Source organism: Pseudomonas sp. RA_105y_Pfl2_P56, from assembly GCF_963970845.1.
Classification (GTDB): Bacteria; Pseudomonadota; Gammaproteobacteria; order Pseudomonadales; family Pseudomonadaceae; genus Aquipseudomonas; species Aquipseudomonas baetica_A.
Genome location: NZ_CAXAPL010000016.1, coordinates 1 through 14,936, shown reverse-complemented (window position 1 = coordinate 14,936; position 14,936 = coordinate 1). Strand labels below are relative to the sequence as shown.

The 14,936-nt window shown below is 59.8% G+C and carries 14 protein-coding genes; all 14 read right to left on the bottom strand.

Annotated features, from left to right (window positions below; genetic code table 11):
- Positions 1 to 209: 209 nt before the first annotated feature.
- The 14 genes from AACY11_RS13020 to flhA all read right to left on the bottom strand — a co-directional run bounded on the left by AACY11_RS13020 (position 210) and on the right by flhA (position 14,605).
- Positions 210 to 605 carry a DUF2802 domain-containing protein gene (locus AACY11_RS13020; RefSeq protein ID WP_339433597.1) on the bottom strand — a complete coding sequence of 132 codons (396 nt, stop codon included), beginning with the start codon at positions 603 to 605 and terminating at the stop codon, positions 210 to 212.
- Complete coding sequence (locus AACY11_RS13015; RefSeq protein WP_095050193.1) at positions 606 to 1,091, bottom strand: chemotaxis protein CheW; 486 nt, start codon at positions 1,089 to 1,091, stop codon at positions 606 to 608.
- Between the two features lie 90 nt (positions 1,092 to 1,181).
- Positions 1,182 to 2,126 carry a CheW domain-containing protein gene (locus AACY11_RS13010; protein ID WP_339433596.1) on the bottom strand — a complete coding sequence of 315 codons (945 nt, stop codon included), beginning with the start codon at positions 2,124 to 2,126 and terminating at the stop codon, positions 1,182 to 1,184.
- Between the two features lie 2 nt (positions 2,127 to 2,128).
- Complete coding sequence (locus AACY11_RS13005) at positions 2,129 to 2,917, bottom strand: ParA family protein (protein WP_339433595.1); 789 nt, start codon at positions 2,915 to 2,917, stop codon at positions 2,129 to 2,131.
- 43 nt (positions 2,918 to 2,960) lie between these two features.
- A complete protein-coding gene (gene motD, locus AACY11_RS13000) occupies positions 2,961 to 3,851 on the bottom strand; it encodes a flagellar motor protein MotD (protein WP_339433594.1) in 891 nt (296 codons plus the stop codon).
- Between the two features lie 12 nt (positions 3,852 to 3,863).
- Positions 3,864 to 4,604 carry a flagellar motor protein gene (locus AACY11_RS12995; protein WP_339433593.1) on the bottom strand — a complete coding sequence of 247 codons (741 nt, stop codon included), beginning with the start codon at positions 4,602 to 4,604 and terminating at the stop codon, positions 3,864 to 3,866.
- A complete protein-coding gene (locus tag AACY11_RS12990) occupies positions 4,604 to 5,737 on the bottom strand; it encodes a protein-glutamate methylesterase/protein-glutamine glutaminase (RefSeq protein ID WP_339433592.1) in 1,134 nt (377 codons plus the stop codon). Before AACY11_RS12990 ends, AACY11_RS12995 begins: the two co-directional genes overlap by 1 nt.
- Positions 5,738 to 5,786: 49 nt before the next feature.
- A complete protein-coding gene (locus tag AACY11_RS12985) occupies positions 5,787 to 8,057 on the bottom strand; it encodes a chemotaxis protein CheA (RefSeq protein ID WP_339494933.1) in 2,271 nt (756 codons plus the stop codon).
- A gap of 54 nt (positions 8,058 to 8,111) precedes the next feature.
- On the bottom strand, positions 8,112 to 8,900 hold the full coding sequence (locus AACY11_RS12980) for a protein phosphatase CheZ (RefSeq protein WP_221731958.1): 789 nt from the start codon (positions 8,898 to 8,900) through the stop codon (positions 8,112 to 8,114).
- Between the two features lie 18 nt (positions 8,901 to 8,918).
- Complete coding sequence (locus tag AACY11_RS12975) at positions 8,919 to 9,290, bottom strand: chemotaxis response regulator CheY (RefSeq protein ID WP_221731959.1); 372 nt, start codon at positions 9,288 to 9,290, stop codon at positions 8,919 to 8,921.
- Between the two features lie 167 nt (positions 9,291 to 9,457).
- The gene (fliA, locus tag AACY11_RS12970; RefSeq protein ID WP_003222919.1) at positions 9,458 to 10,198 is read right to left on the bottom strand and encodes an RNA polymerase sigma factor FliA; all 741 of its coding nucleotides are present in this window, start codon (positions 10,196 to 10,198) and stop codon (positions 9,458 to 9,460) included.
- A complete protein-coding gene (gene fleN / locus AACY11_RS12965) occupies positions 10,195 to 11,025 on the bottom strand; it encodes a flagellar synthesis regulator FleN (RefSeq protein ID WP_003222917.1) in 831 nt (276 codons plus the stop codon). The genes fliA and fleN overlap by 4 nt, the downstream gene beginning before the upstream one ends.
- Positions 11,026 to 11,141: 116 nt before the next feature.
- Positions 11,142 to 12,464 (bottom strand): flagellar biosynthesis protein FlhF, encoded by a 1,323-nt coding sequence (gene flhF, locus AACY11_RS12960; RefSeq protein WP_339494932.1) that lies wholly within the window; start codon positions 12,462 to 12,464, stop codon positions 11,142 to 11,144.
- 11 nt (positions 12,465 to 12,475) lie between these two features.
- Positions 12,476 to 14,605, bottom strand: coding sequence for a flagellar biosynthesis protein FlhA (flhA, locus tag AACY11_RS12955; protein WP_339433589.1), 2,130 nt, complete (start codon positions 14,603 to 14,605; stop codon positions 12,476 to 12,478).
- Between the last annotated feature and the right edge of the window lie 331 nt (positions 14,606 to 14,936).

Here is a 14,936-nt window from a genome sequence, read left to right as displayed (position 1 = left end):
CTGATGAAGTTGATTTCATCTTGAGTATGTTGAGCATCGAAGATTGTTATCTACTGTCAGATCTGACAGTCCCGACAGGCGGTACTTTATGCATAAATGAAAAGATCGCAGCCTTCGACCGCTCCTACATCAGGATTAGCGTTTCCCCTGTAGGCGCTGCCGAACGCTGCGATCTTTTGATATTGCTTGCCGCTCGAAACTCGAAACTTCTAGCTGCTCTTGTGCAACTTGCGCATCAACTCCGCCTCAGCCTGGGTCAAGCCACAGGACTGAGTCAGCTCATCGACGCTCGCGCCCATGCCCACCAGTTTCGCCGCCTGGGCGAACGATAGGCTGGAAGGGTCGCGCTGTTCCAACTGAACAATCTTGTCCGGCAAAGGACCGACGACCGCGCGCAACTCGTGCAGGGCTTCACCCATGCGCACGTTGCCGTTCTGGTAATCATCGACACGCTTGGCCAGCTCTTTGATGCGCTGATCACGCAGCGCATCGCCCTGAGCCTGTTGTGCCGCGATAACCTTTTGCGCCTTGATGTACGCCAGAAACATTGCCAGCGTGCCTGCCCAGAAAAGGAACAGGACAATGACCGCCACCTCGAGAATCAATCAGATGCTCTCCAGTTCCGACCATTCTTCTTCGCTCATCATCTTGTCCAGCTCGACCAGGATCAGCAACTCGTTGTTCTTGTTGCACACGCCCTGGATGAACTTGGCCGATTCTTCGTTACCGACGTTCGGTGCGGTTTCGATTTCCGACTGACGCAGGTAAACCACTTCGGCCACGCTGTCGACCATGATGCCAACCACTTGCTTGTCGGCTTCGATGATGACGATACGGGTGTTGTCGCTGATCTCGCCGGTGCTCAGGCCGAAGCGCTGGCGGGTGTCGATCACGGTGACCACGTTACCGCGCAGGTTGATGATGCCCAGCACGTAGCTGGGTGCACCCGGCACCGGAGCGATCTCGGTGTAACGCAGGACTTCCTGAACGCGCATCACGTTGATGCCGTAGGTTTCGTTGTCCAGTTTGAAGGTCACCCATTGCAGGATCGGATCTTCAGAACCTTTTGCATTCGTCGCCTGACTACTCATACCCTGACCCCTCGAAAAAACCGCACTGGGCGGTGTGTGTTCTGTGTGGTGGCATTCAACAATGCCATCGCCTACTTGTTATGTCGGCTGCTATGTCGGTTTATGTAGGGGCTTGTTGCCGCCCAATTGCTTTGCCCCGCCGCTGGCGATCAACTCGGCCAGCGCGGAAACGTCAAGCAATGCACACATGTGCTCAATCACCGTGCCGGCGAGCCATGGCCGCTGACCCCGGTGACTTCTCCATTTGATTTCATTCGGGTCCAGACGCAACGAGCGACTGACCTGATGCACCGCCAGGCCCCACTCGTAACCTTGTACCGAAATCACGTACTGCAAGCCCTGACGGAAATCATCGCGATAGCGATCCGGCATGACCCACCGCGCGGTATCGAGAACTTTCAGGTTTCCAGCCTGACTCGGCAGGATCCCGAGAAACCATTCTGGCTGACCGAACAGCGGCGTCAGCTCGTGACCGGCCAGCGAATAGATCGAACCGAGGCACACCAGCGGCACCGCCAGCGTCAATCCGGCAACGTCGAACAGCAAACATTCGAAAGCTTCCGATGCCCACGCTGGACGGCCGTCGGTTTCCACCGGTGGCGGTGTGTTGCTCGGCGGCAGATGCACTTCAACCAGTGGCGGGACCAGCGTCTGTTCGACGGGTGCAGGGACGACCGGTGCAGGCTCGATCACTGCCGGTTCTGGCGCGGTCTTGAGCAATTGGGTTTGCAGCAGCGGTGCCAACGTCGAAACCGAGGCGCGAACCGGTTCGGCTTCTTCGATCAACGCCACTGGCGCCTTGGCGACGGGTGCGACGGCAGGCACGGCCACAGGCGCAACAGCTTTTTGTGCATCACGCGCCTGCTCTTCCAGTACCGCCGCCTGAAATTCATCCAGCGCTTCAGCGCTTTCAATCACCTCAGGCTGCGCCGCCACCTGCGCCGGCAATTCGTCGGGAATTTCCTCCAACAAACTGTCCAGATAAGACTGCAAAGCCAACTGCGGCTTGGACGTCAACTTCAGCGGCCGATTCATGCTCAGGCCACCTGCGGAACAAGTTGTTGCGCCAGCAGATGCTTGAGCAACGCGCGGTAGGCCAGCACGCCACGGCTCTTGCCGTCGAATTGCGACGGCGTGACACCGGCACGGCTGGCATCGCGCAGACGCGTATCGACCGGGATGTAACCCTGCCAGATCTCGTCCGGAAATTTGTCGCGCAGTACGCGCAAGGTGCCCAGCGACGCCTGGGTGCGGCGGTCAAACAGGGTCGGCACGATGCTGAACGGCAGCGCCTGTTTGCGCGAGCGGTTGATCATTGCCAGGGTGTTGACCATGCGTTCCAGGCCTTTGACCGCCAGATGCTCGGTCTGCACCGGAATCACCAGTTGCTGGCTCGCCGCGAGGGCGTTGACCATCAGCACGCCGAGCAACGGTGGGCTGTCGATCACGGCGTAATCGAAATCCTGCCACAACTGCGCCAGACTCTTGGCGATCACCAGCCCCAGACCACTCTGCCCCGGCGACTGACGCTCAAGGGTCGCGAGTGCGGTGCTCGATGGCAGCAGGGAAATACGTTCGTCGCTGGTCGACAGCAGCAACTGCCCCGGCAGGCCTTGCGGCACGCTGCCCTTGTGCAGAAAAAGATCGTAGTTGCTGTGTTCCAGGCTGTCGGGGTCATAGCCGAAATAGCTGGTCATCGAGCCGTGCGGGTCGAGATCGACCACAACCACGCGCTTGCCCGCCTCGGCCAGCAACCCGGCTAAAGCGATGGAAGATGTGGTTTTACCAACACCACCCTTTTGATTGGCGACTGCCCAGACTCTCATTCGGTTCGTTCCTCCCGGCCGATATGCTCGACCGAGACATAGCTCAGCGTGTTAATGCGGGCGACGGAGAATTGACGGCACTCTCGCGTCCCGGCGTCTTGACCACGGTCGGTGCAGTTTGTGTGCCAGCACGCTTGAGTGCGGCATCCGGTTTGGCGTTGGCCGTTCCGGTGCCCGTAAGGCTGCGACGCACATCGAGATTTCGCGACACCACCAGCACCACACGACGGTTTTTCGCTCGGCCTTCGGCCGTGGCGTTGTTGGCTACCGGCTGGAATTGGCCGTAACCCACCGACGCCAGGCGACCGGGGTTCACGCCCTGCATCGCCAACATACGCACGATGCTCGCCGAGCGCGCCGAAGACAGCTCCCAGTTGGTTGGGTACTGCGCAGTGCGAATCGGCTGGTCGTCAGTAAAACCTTCGACGTGGATCGGGTTGTCGAACGGTTTGAGGATCGCCGCGACCTTGTCGATGATGTTGAAGGCGACGTCACTCGGCATGGCGTCACCGCTGCCGAACAACAGGCTGGAATTGAGTTCGATCTCGACCCACAACTCGTTACCGCGCACGGTCATCTGGTTGGAGGCGATCAAGTCGCCGAACGCGGCGCTGATGTCATCGGCGATGCTTTTCAGCGGATCACTGGCACCGGCGATACCGGCGTCGACCTGATCGGCATCCTTGACCAACGGCTTGGCCGGGGTCACGGTCTTGGGTCGTTCGTCGCCAATCGGAATCGGCTTGAGCGAGCGGTCGGAGTCGGTGAAGACGCCGATCAGCGCTTCGGAAATGACCTTGTACTTGCCTTCATTGATCGACGAGATCGAGTACATCACCACGAAGAACGCGAACAGCAAGGTGATGAAGTCCGCGTAGGACACGAGCCAGCGCTCGTGGTTGACGTGTTCTTCCTGGTGGCGACGACGAGCCATGAGGTCAGTCCCTTAATCCATGAAGCCTTGCAGCTTCAACTCAATGGAGCGAGGGTTTTCACCTTCGGCGATCGACAGGATCCCTTCCAACAACATTTCGCGATAACGCGACTGCCGCAACGCGATTGACTTCAGTTTGGCCGCCACCGGCAGCAGGATCAGGTTGGCGCTGGCCACACCATAAATGGTGGCGACAAAAGCCACGGCGATGCCGCTACCCAATTGCGTCGGATCGGCAAGGTTGCCCATGACATGAATCAGGCCCATTACCGCACCGATGATGCCGATGGTCGGCGCGTAGCCGCCCATGCTTTCAAAGACTTTGGCCGCTTCGACGTCGCGCGCTTCCTGGGTGTAGAAATCCACTTCAAGAATGCTGCGGATCGCTTCCGGCTCGGCACCGTCGACCAGCAGTTGCAGGCCTTTGCGCGAGTAGCTGTCGGGTTCGGCGTCAGCCACGCCTTCCAGCCCCAGCAAACCTTCCTTGCGCGCAGTGAGGCTCCAGTTGACCACCCGATCAATGCCGCCCGCCAGGTCGACTCGCGGCGGAAAGAAGATCCAGGCGAGGATCTGCATCGCGCGCTTGAACGCGCTCATCGGTGATTGCAGCAGCGCAGCACCGATGGTGCCGCCCAGTACGATCAGTGCCGCCGGGCCGTTGGCCAGCGCACCGAGGTGACCACCTTCAAGGTAGTTACCGCCGATGATGGCGACGAACGCCATGATGATCCCGATAAGGCTTAGAACATCCATCAGATACACGCCTCGACGATGTGCTTGCCGATATCGTCCAGACCGTACACCGCGTCAGCGAGATCGGCTTTGACGATGGCCATCGGCATGCCGTAGATCACGCAACTGGCTTCGTCTTGCGCCCACACCGAGCTACCGCCCTGCTTGAGCAGACGCGCGCCCTCACGGCCGTCGGCGCCCATGCCGGTCAGTACCACCGCCAGAACTTTGTCACCGTAGGATTTCGCGGCAGAACCGAAAGTAATGTCCACACACGGCTTGTAATTCAGGCGCTCGTCGCCCGGGAGGATTTTCACCGCACCACGGCCGTCGATCATCATTTGCTTGCCACCCGGCGCCAGCAACGCGAGGCCCGGACGCAGGATGTCGCCATCCTCGGCTTCCTTGACGCTGATGCGGCAAAGCTTGTCGAGTCGCTCGGCGAACGCCTTGGTGAACGCCGCCGGCATGTGCTGGATCAAGACGATCGGTGCCGGGAAGTTGGCCGGCAATTGCGTCAAGACGCGTTGCAGGGCAACCGGGCCGCCAGTCGACGTACCGATGGCAACCAGTTTGTAGGCCTTGCGTTTCGGCGCGGGCGATGATGCGCTGGCGGCCGAAGTGCGGGTGGGCGCCGGAGCAGGTGCCGGACGAGCCGCAGCGCTGCTGTGGCTGCTGAAGCTCGACGCCGCTGGCGTGGGTGTCGGCGCAGGCGCAGCCACCGGAGCCGGTGCGCTATAGCCACTGAAACGACGATTACTGCGCGAGATGCTGTGCACCTTCTCGCACAGCAGTTGCTTGACCTTCTCCGGATTGCGGGAGATGTCTTCGAAATTCTTCGGCAGGAAATCCACCGCGCCGGCATCCAGCGCATCCAGGGTGACCCGGGCGCCTTCGTGTGTCAGCGAGGAGAACATCAAGACCGGGGTCGGACAGCGCTGCATGATATGCCGCACAGCCGTGATGCCATCCATCATCGGCATCTCGTAGTCCATGGTGATCACGTCTGGCTTGAGGGCCAGGGCCTGATCGATCGCCTCTTTACCGTTGGTTGCCGTGCCGACAACCTGGATGCTCGGATCCGCAGAAAGAATTTCCGAGACGCGGCGGCGGAAAAAACCCGAATCGTCCACCACCAGGACTTTGACTGCCATAAACACTCCATTAGGTGCAGCGGGACGTTATCGCCCCGCTGCCCCGGATTCAAATACGCCGTGCGGCGTAACGCTTGAGCATGCTTGGAACATCGAGAATCAGTGCAATGCGGCCGTCACCGGTGATGGTGGCGCCGGACATGCCCGGAGTGCCCTGCAGCATTTTGCCCAATGGCTTGATGACCACTTCTTCCTGGCCGACCAGTTGATCGACGACGAAGCCGATCCGCTGAGTGCCCACCGAAAGGATCACCACATGGCCTTCGCGCTGCTCTTCGTGAGCGGCGGAGCTGACCAGCCAGCGCTTGAGGTAGAACAATGGCAGCGCCTTGTCCCGCACGATCACCACTTCCTGGCCGTCCACGACGTTGGTCGTCGACAGGTCGAGGTGGAAGATTTCGTTGACGTTGACCAACGGGAACGCGAACGCCTGATTGCCGAGCATCACCATCAGGGTCGGCATGATCGCAAGCGTCAGCGGTACCTTGATGACAATCTTCGAGCCCTGGCCCTTGGTCGAGTAGATGTTGATCGAACCGTTGAGCTGGGAAATCTTGGTCTTCACCACGTCCATGCCGACACCGCGGCCGGACACATCGGAGATCTCGGTCTTGGTCGAGAAGCCCGGGGCGAAGATCAGGTTGTAGCACTCGCTATCGCTCAGGCGATCGGCCGCGTCCTTGTCCATCACACCGCGTTTTACCGCGATGGCACGCAGAACGTTCGGGTCCATGCCTTTGCCGTCATCGGAGATCGACAGAAGAATGTGATCGCCTTCCTGCTCGGCCGCCAGAACGACTTTGCCGCCCCGCGCCTTGCCTGAATCTTCACGTTCTTCCGGCGATTCGATACCGTGGTCGACCGCGTTGCGCACCAAGTGGACCAGCGGGTCGGCCAGAGCCTCGACAAGGTTTTTGTCCAGGTCGGTTTCTTCGCCGACCAGTTCCAGGTTGATCTCTTTCTTGAGCTGACGCGCCAGGTCTCGAACCAGGCGTGGGAAGCGCCCGAAGACCTTCTTGATCGGCTGCATCCGGGTTTTCATTACCGCGGTCTGCAAGTCAGCCGTCACCACGTCCAGGTTCGACACGGCTTTGGACATGGCTTCGTCACCACTGTTCAGACCCAGGCGCACCAGACGGTTACGCACCAGCACCAGTTCGCCGACCATGTTCATGATTTCGTCGAGACGCGCGGTGTCGACCCGCACAGTCGTCTCGGCTTCGCTCGCCGGTTTTTCCGGTGGCGGTGCTGCTGGAGCGCGGGCAGGCGCCGGTGCGGCAGCGGCAGCCGGTTTTGGCGTTTCGGCTTTTGGTTCAGGCTTGGCCGCAGGTTTGGGCGCAGCAGCGGCCGGGGCCTTGGCGGCTGGCGTGGCAACAGTCGAAGCGGAACCCGTAGCAGCGGTGCCAACTTCAGAGAACTTGCCTTTGCCATGCAATTCGTCGAGCAGCGATTCGAACTCGTGATCGCTGATCAGATCGCTGCCGGCAGCGGCGGCCGCCGGTGCGGCTGGCGCAGCAGGTGCCGAGGCAATCGCCGACTCCAGCGCATCAACGGCGAAATTGCCTTTGCCGTGCAACTGATCGAGCAACGCTTCGAATTCGTCATCGGTGATGTCCGAGCTGTCGCCCGCCGCCGGTGCTGCCGGAGCCGCCGGAGCCGCCGGTGCTACAGCGTCAGCCGCGAACTGGCCTTTACCGTGCAACTGATCGAGCAATGACTCGAACTCGGCATCGGTAATTTCATCGCTGGCGGCCGCATCGGCAGCTGGCGCAGGCGCAGCAGCCGCCGGGGCTTGGGCTTCAGCCTTGACGGCGTTCAGCGAGTCCAGCAGTTGTTCAAATTCGTTATCGGTGACGTCGCCCGAATCGCCTTCGACGACCAGGTCTTCGATCATCTCGGCCACGGGAGATGCCGGGGCTTCGTCCGCCGTTTGCGGCTCGGCCAGACGCGCCAGGGCGGCCAGCAGCTGCGGGGTGGCCGCCGTGATCGGTGCACGTTCGCGGACTTCGCTGAACATGCTGTTCACCGCGTCCAGTGCTTCGAGGACAACGTCCATCAGTTCTGCATCAACGCGCCGCTCACCCTTACGCAGGATGTCGAACACGTTTTCGGCGATGTGACAGCACTCCACCAGCTCGTTGAGCTGAAGGAAGCCGGCGCCCCCTTTTACAGTGTGGAAACCGCGAAAAATTGCATTGAGCAGATCTGCATCATCCGGACGGCTTTCCAGCTCGACCAGTTGTTCGGACAGTTGCTCAAGAATCTCGCCGGCCTCAACCAGGAAATCCTGAAGGATCTCTTCATCGGCGCCGAAGCTCATTAATGGGGTGCTCCTACAGGTCTAAAAACCCAAAAAACCTAAAATTCCAAAACTCTAGAACCCAAGGCTGGATAACAAATCGTCCACATCGTCCTGACCGGACACAACGTCTTCTCGTTTATCGGCATGAATCTGCGGACCTTCACCCTGCGAGAGATGTTTTTGTGGATCTTTTTCTGCAAGCATCGCCTCACGGTCATGTTCGATGCCCGCAAAGCGGTCCACCTGACTGGCCATGAGCACGAGTTTGAGCAAATTGCTTTCGACTTCGGTGACCAGTTGCGTCACACGCTTGATCACCTGACCGGTGAGGTCCTGGTAATCCTGGGCGAGGAGGATGTCGTTCAGATTGCCCGACACCGCACGGTTGTCCGTGCTGCTGCGCGACAGAAAACCGTCGACCCGGCGCGCCAGTTCACGGAACTCTTCAGCCCCGACCTCGCGACGCATGAAGCGCCCCCAATCGGCACTCAAGGCCTGGGCTTCGTCAGCCAGACCATTGACCAGCGGCGTGGCGCTTTCCACCAGATCCATGGTGCGGTTGGCCGCGGCTTCTGTCAGCTTGACCACATAGCCCAGACGCTCGGTGGCGTCGGTGATTTGCGACACTTCCTCAGCCTGCGGCATGTGCGGATCGATCTGAAAGTTGACAATCGCACTGTGCAGTTCGCGCGTGAGCTTGCCCACTTCCTGATACAGGCCGCGGTCACGGGTCTGATTGAGCTCATGGATCAGTTGCACAGCGTCGCCGAACCTGCCTTTTTCAAGGCTTTCGACCAGTTCGACCGCGTGTTTTTTCAGGGTCGACTCGAAATCGCCCTGTGAAGATTCGTTATGCTCCATAGCTCCCCCGCGCGTTCATCAGCCGATGCGTTCGAAAATCTTCTCGATTTTTTCTTTCAACGCCTGGGCCGTGAAAGGTTTGACCACGTAGCCGTTAACACCGGCCTGGGCCGCTTCGATGATCTGTTCGCGCTTGGCTTCAGCGGTCACCATCAGCACGGGCAGGTGCTTGAGTTTTTCATCGGCACGCACGTGGCGCAGCAGGTCGATACCGGTCATGCCCGGCATGTTCCAGTCCGTTACCAGAAAGTCGATGTTTCCGCTGTTGAGTACCGGAATGGCGGTAATGCCATCGTCGGCCTCGACGGTGTTGGTGAACCCCAGATCACGCAGCAGGTTCTTGATGATCCGCCGCATCGTTGAGAAGTCATCAACGATGAGGATTTTCATGTTTTTGTCCAATTCGACCTCCAAGCAGTCTTAAACGCGCCCAGCACCTGGACGCGCCATTTCAATCATTCCGGCGTAGCACTCGAAGACTGTCTGGAACACAACGGAGCAAGACCGGTGCCGCTCATCACCGCACCGGCCTCGTTCGCAGTGTCCCCACACTGCCTTCAGCGCGCTCGCCACTCCCCCAAACGCCCCCGCAAACGGGCCGCGCACTGGCTGTGTAACTGGCTGACCCGCGATTCACTGACGCCAAGGACTTCACCGATCTCCTTGAGGTTCAGCTCTTCGTCGTAGTACAGCGCCAACACCAGTCGCTCACGCTCCGGCAAATTGGCAATCGCGTCCGCCAGCGCTGCCTGGAAGCGTTCATCTTCCAGATCGCGTGACGGCTCAAGATGAGCACTGGCGCCATCCTCGTGCAGCCCTTCGTGTTCGCCGTCCTGCAACAGGTCGTCGAAACTGAACAAGCGACTGCCCAGGGTGTCATTCAAAATCCCGTAGTAATCGTCGAGACTCAATTGGAGTTCGGCCGCAACCTCGTGATCTTTAGCATCACGGCCGGTTTTAGCTTCAATTGCGCGAATTGCGTCGCTGACCATACGGGTGTTGCGGTGAACCGAGCGTGGCGCCCAGTCCCCTTTGCGCACTTCGTCGAGCATCGCGCCGCGGATTCGAATGCCCGCGTACGTTTCGAAACTGGCACCTTTGCTGGCGTCGTATTTGGTCGAGACTTCAAGCAGACCGATCATGCCGGCCTGGATCAGATCCTCGACCTGCACGCTGGCCGGCAGGCGTGCCAGCAAGTGGTAGGCAATGCGCTTGACCAGTGGCGCGTAACGCTCGATCAGTTCGTACTGCGCGTCACGCGCCGACTTCTTGTAGTAATTCATACCGCTGGCTGTCATAGCACGGGCCCTGCCGTTTGCTGCACGAGGCGCTCGACGAAAAACTCAAGGTGGCCACGCGGGTTGGCCGGCAGTGGCCAGGTGTCGACCTTCTGCGCGATGGCCTTGAACGCCAGTGCGCACTTGGAACGCGGAAAGGCTTCATAGACTGCACGCTGCTTCTGCACGGCCTTGCGCACGCTTTCGTCGTAGGGCACGGCGCCGACGTATTGTAGGGCCACATCAAGGAAGCGATCCGTGACCTTGGTCAACTTGGCGAACAGGTTACGGCCCTCCTGCGGGCTCTGGGCCATGTTGGCCAGGACGCGGAAGCGGTTCATGCCGTAATCACGGTTCAACAGTTTGATCAATGCGTAGGCGTCGGTGATCGAAGTCGGCTCGTCGCAAACCACCAGCAACACTTCCTGCGCCGCGCGCACGAAACTGACTACCGAGTCACCAATGCCCGCAGCGGTGTCGATCACCAGCACGTCGAGATTGTCGCCGATGTCGCTGAAGGCCTGAATCAGGCCGGCATGTTGCGCCGGGCTCAGGTGAACCATGCTCTGGGTGCCGGACGCCGCCGGCACGATGCGAATTCCGCCCGGGCCTTGCAACAGCACGTCGCGCAGTTCGCAGCGGCCTTCGATCACATCGGCCAGCGTGCGTTTGGGGGTCAGCCCCAGCAGAACGTCGACGTTTGCCAGTCCCAGATCGGCGTCCAGCAGCATGACCCGACGGCCAAGCTCTGCCAGCGCCAGCGACAAGTTCACTGACACGTTAGTTTTCCCGACGCCACCTTTGCCGCCGGTCACCGCGATCACCTGTACGGGATGCATGCTGCCCATGTTATTTCTTTACCTTGTCTTGCATAGACGGAGGCCACATTACTGGCTGCGCGTTCACAACCTGAACAATGCATGGCAGACCATCGATGTAGGTACAAAAACTGTTCATGAATACCTCAGCCTACCTGCTTGGTCGGGCTGTGATAGATATCAGCGAACATGTCAGCCATGGCTTCTTCGCTGGGTTCTTCCTGCATTTGCACGCTGACGGCGCGGCTGACCAGTTGATGACGGCGCGGCAGATGCAGATCATCCGGAATCCGTGGGCCATCGGTCAGGTACGCGACCGGCAATTCATGACTGATCGCCAGGCTCAACACTTCGCCAAGGCTGGCCGTTTCATCCAGTTTAGTCAGGATGCACCCGGCAAGCCCGCAACGCTTGTAACTATGATAAGCGGCGGTTAGAACCTGTTTCTGGCTGGTGGTTGCCAAGACCAGATAATTTTTTGAACGGATGCCTCGCCCGGCCAGACTTTCGAGCTGCATGCGCAGTGCCGGATCGCTGGCTTGCAGGCCCGCGGTATCGATCAGCACCACGCGCTTGCGCAGCAATGGATCCAGCGCCTGCACCAGCGATTGGCCCGGGTCGACGTGCGTCACCGGCACATTGAGGATACGACCCAGGGTCTTCAATTGTTCCTGAGCGCCGATACGGAAACTGTCCATGCTCACCAGCGCAACGTTCTGCGCGCCGTACTTAAGCACATAACGGGCAGCGAGTTTAGCCAGCGTGGTGGTCTTGCCCATACCTGCCGGACCGACCATGGCGATCACCCCGCCTTCTTCCAGCGGCTCGACTTCCGGTACGGCGATCATCCGCGCCAGGTGCGCCAGCAGCATGCGCCAGGCCTGACGAGGTTCTTCGATATCGGTGATCATCGCCAGCAGATCGCGCGACAACGGACCGGAGAGACCGATACGTTGCAGACGACGATACAGGTTGGCTTGCGCCGGACGCTTGCCTTGCAACTGATTCCAGGCCAGCGTGCCAAGCTGCACTTCCATCAGTTCGCGCAGGCTGTTCAATTCAAAACGCATCGAATCCAGTGCACGCGGATCAACACCACCGGAAGACTGCGCAGGCGCCGGGGCCGGACGCGCTGGTGCGGCGTAAGTCGGCTCGCTCAGCGGTTCAGCAGCGGTCAACGGCAGGCCGGCGAAGATCTGGCGATTGCTATTGCCATCGGCTTCGCCACGCAGGCTCAACTCGGCCTGAGCGGTGACGATGCGCGACTGGGTCTTGCGCAGCTCATCTTCGAGTTCAATGTTCGGAACCCGCGGCGCCAGCGCCGACAATTTGTAATCCAGCGCCGCCGTCAGCTCGACGCCGCCGGCAATGCGGCGGTTGCCAATGATGGCGGCATCAGCGCCCAGCTCATCACGAACCAGCTTCATGGCCTGACGCATATCGGCGGCGAAAAAACGCTTAACTTGCATAAACCACTACCTCAGCCGTTGGGCCCTACTGTCGCAACGATCGTCACTTGCTTGTTGTCCGGAATTTCCTGGTAGGCCAGCACATGCAGCCCTGGGACGGCGAGGCGACCAAAACGCGAGAGCATCGCGCGGATCGGACCTGCTACCAACAGAATCACCGGTTGACCTTGCATTTCCTGACGCTGCGCCGCTTCGATGAGCGAACGCTGCAGCTTCTCGGCCATGCTTGGTTCCAGCAGAACGCCCTCTTCCGAGCCTTGTCCTGCCTTCTGCAGACTATTGAGCAATATTTGTTCCAACCTTGGTTCCAAGGTGATCACAGGCAGCTCGGACTCAGTGCCTACAATGCTTTGGACGATGGCGCGCGATACGCCGACCCGCACAGCAGCCACCAACGCGGCGGTATCTTGACTCTTCGCGGCGTTGTTGGCGATAGCTTCGGCAATGCTGCGGATGTCGCGCACCGGCACGTGTTCGGCCAACAGCGCCTGCAATACTTTGAGCAGTTGCGACAGCGAAAGCACACCCGGCACCAGCTCTTCAGCCAGTTTCGGCGAACTTTTGGCCAGCAACTGCATGAGTTGCTGCACTTCTTCGTGGCCGATCAACTCGCTGGAATGCTTGTACAGAATCTGGTTCAGGTGAGTGGCGACCACGGTGCTCGCATCGACCACCGTGTAACCCAGCGATTGCGCCTGCGCCCGCTGGCTGATTTCGATCCACACCGCTTCCAGTCCGAAAGCCGGATCTTTGGCGTTGATACCGTTGAGCGCGCCGTAGACCTGCCCCGGATTGATCGCCAACTCGCGATCCGGGTAGATCTCCGCCTCGGCGAGGATCACACCCATCAGGGTCAGGCGATAGGCGCTCGGCGCCAGATCGAGGTTGTCGCGGATATGCACGGTCGGCATCAGGAAGCCCAGATCCTGCGAGAGCTTTTTGCGCACGCCCTTGATTCGCGCCAGCAATTGTCCACCCTGATTGCGATCCACCAGCGGGATCAGGCGATAGCCCACTTCCAGGCCGATCATGTCGATCGGGGTCACGTCGTCCCAACCCAGCTCTTTGGTTTCCATGGCGCGGGCCGGCGATGGCAGCAACTCTTGCTGACGCTTGACCTCTTGCAGCGCTTGAACCTTGGCGACACTTTGTTTTTTCCAGAACAGATAGGCGCCACCGGCGGCCAGCGCGGCCATGCTCAGGAACGAGAAGTGCGGCATGCCCGGCACCAGGCCCATGACCGCCATCAGCCCCGCTGCAACCGCCAGCGCTTTGGGCGAGGCGAACATCTGACGGCTGATCTGTTTGCCCATGTCTTCCGAACCGGAAGCACGCGTCACCATGATCGCTGCCGCTGTCGATAACAACAGTGATGGCAATTGCGCCACCAAACCGTCACCGATGGTCAGCAAGGCGTAAACCTTGCCCGCTTCGGCGAAACTCATGTGGTGCTGGAAGATACCGACGGCCACGCCGCCAATGAGGTTGATGAACAGAATCAGCAGACCGGCGATGGCGTCACCGCGCACGAACTTGCTCGCACCGTCCATCGAACCGTAGAACTCGGCCTCTTGGGCGACTTCCGAACGGCGGGCCTTGGCCTGGTTCTGATCGATCAGACCGGCGTTGAGGTCGGCGTCGATCGCCATTTGCTTGCCAGGCATCGCATCGAGAGTAAAGCGCGCGCTCACCTCGGAGATCCGCCCGGCGCCTTTGGTCACCACGACGAAGTTGATGATCATCAGGATCGCGAACACCACGATACCCACCACGTAGTTACCGCCGATCACCACCTCACCGAAGGCCTGGATCACCTTACCGGCAGCCGCGTGGCCGTCCTGACCGTTGAGCATCACCACCCGCGTCGACGCCACGTTCAGCGCCAGCCGCAGCAAGGTCGCGACCAGCAGAATCGTCGGGAACACCGCGAAATCCAGCGGCCGCAGGGCGTAAACGCAAACCAGCAGGACGACGATTGACAGGGCTATGTTGAAGGTGAAAAACACGTCCAGCAAAAACGGCGGCACCGGCAACATCATCATGGCCAGCATGACCAGCAGCAACAGCGGCACGCCCAGATTGCCTCGACTGAGATCGGCAACGTTCGAGCGAGCACTGTTGAGTAACTGAGAGCGATCCACCGGTTTTCCTCGTTCCTTTAAAGCAAACTTTTGACGCCCAGAGCGGGCTCACGGCGGGTACTGCAAGAAGCTTTCCAACTTTTGCCGGGGAATGAAATAGAGGGGTTTGTTCAAGGAATTTTCGCTGATTGGACCGGCCCTTTCGCGAGCAGGCTCCCACAGGGGATCGGTGTCGATCACAAACCGGTGTCTACACGCTGAACCTGTGGGAGATTCTATGGTTCATGCCTAGCCCCTAAACCGCTTTAGGTGAGTATTCGCTCTGGTTTTTCAACAGAGCAAATACCACCCGGGCAAGCTTGCGGGCTAGTGCGACCAGTGCTTGGGTAGT

Excerpts from the sequence above, each read along its gene's own strand:
- AACY11_RS13015 (WP_095050193.1), bottom strand. The coding sequence starts at position 1,091 with ATGAGTAGTCAGGCGACGAATGCAAAAGGTTCTGAAGATCCGATCCTG.
- AACY11_RS13010 (WP_339433596.1), bottom strand. The coding sequence starts at position 2,126 with ATGAATCGGCCGCTGAAGTTGACGTCCAAGCCGCAGTTGGCTTTGCAG.
- AACY11_RS13005 (WP_339433595.1), bottom strand. The coding sequence starts at position 2,917 with ATGAGAGTCTGGGCAGTCGCCAATCAAAAGGGTGGTGTTGGTAAAACC.
- motD (WP_339433594.1), bottom strand. The coding sequence starts at position 3,851 with ATGGCTCGTCGTCGCCACCAGGAAGAACACGTCAACCACGAGCGCTGG.
- AACY11_RS12995 (WP_339433593.1), bottom strand. The coding sequence starts at position 4,604 with ATGGATGTTCTAAGCCTTATCGGGATCATCATGGCGTTCGTCGCCATC.
- AACY11_RS12990 (WP_339433592.1), bottom strand. The coding sequence starts at position 5,737 with ATGGCAGTCAAAGTCCTGGTGGTGGACGATTCGGGTTTTTTCCGCCGC.
- AACY11_RS12985 (WP_339494933.1), bottom strand. The coding sequence starts at position 8,057 with ATGAGCTTCGGCGCCGATGAAGAGATCCTTCAGGATTTCCTGGTTGAG.
- AACY11_RS12980 (WP_221731958.1), bottom strand. The coding sequence starts at position 8,900 with ATGGAGCATAACGAATCTTCACAGGGCGATTTCGAGTCGACCCTGAAA.
- AACY11_RS12975 (WP_221731959.1), bottom strand. The coding sequence starts at position 9,290 with ATGAAAATCCTCATCGTTGATGACTTCTCAACGATGCGGCGGATCATC.
- fliA (WP_003222919.1), bottom strand. The coding sequence starts at position 10,198 with ATGACAGCCAGCGGTATGAATTACTACAAGAAGTCGGCGCGTGACGCG.
- fleN (WP_003222917.1), bottom strand. The coding sequence starts at position 11,025 with ATGGGCAGCATGCATCCCGTACAGGTGATCGCGGTGACCGGCGGCAAA.
- flhF (WP_339494932.1), bottom strand. The coding sequence starts at position 12,464 with ATGCAAGTTAAGCGTTTTTTCGCCGCCGATATGCGTCAGGCCATGAAG.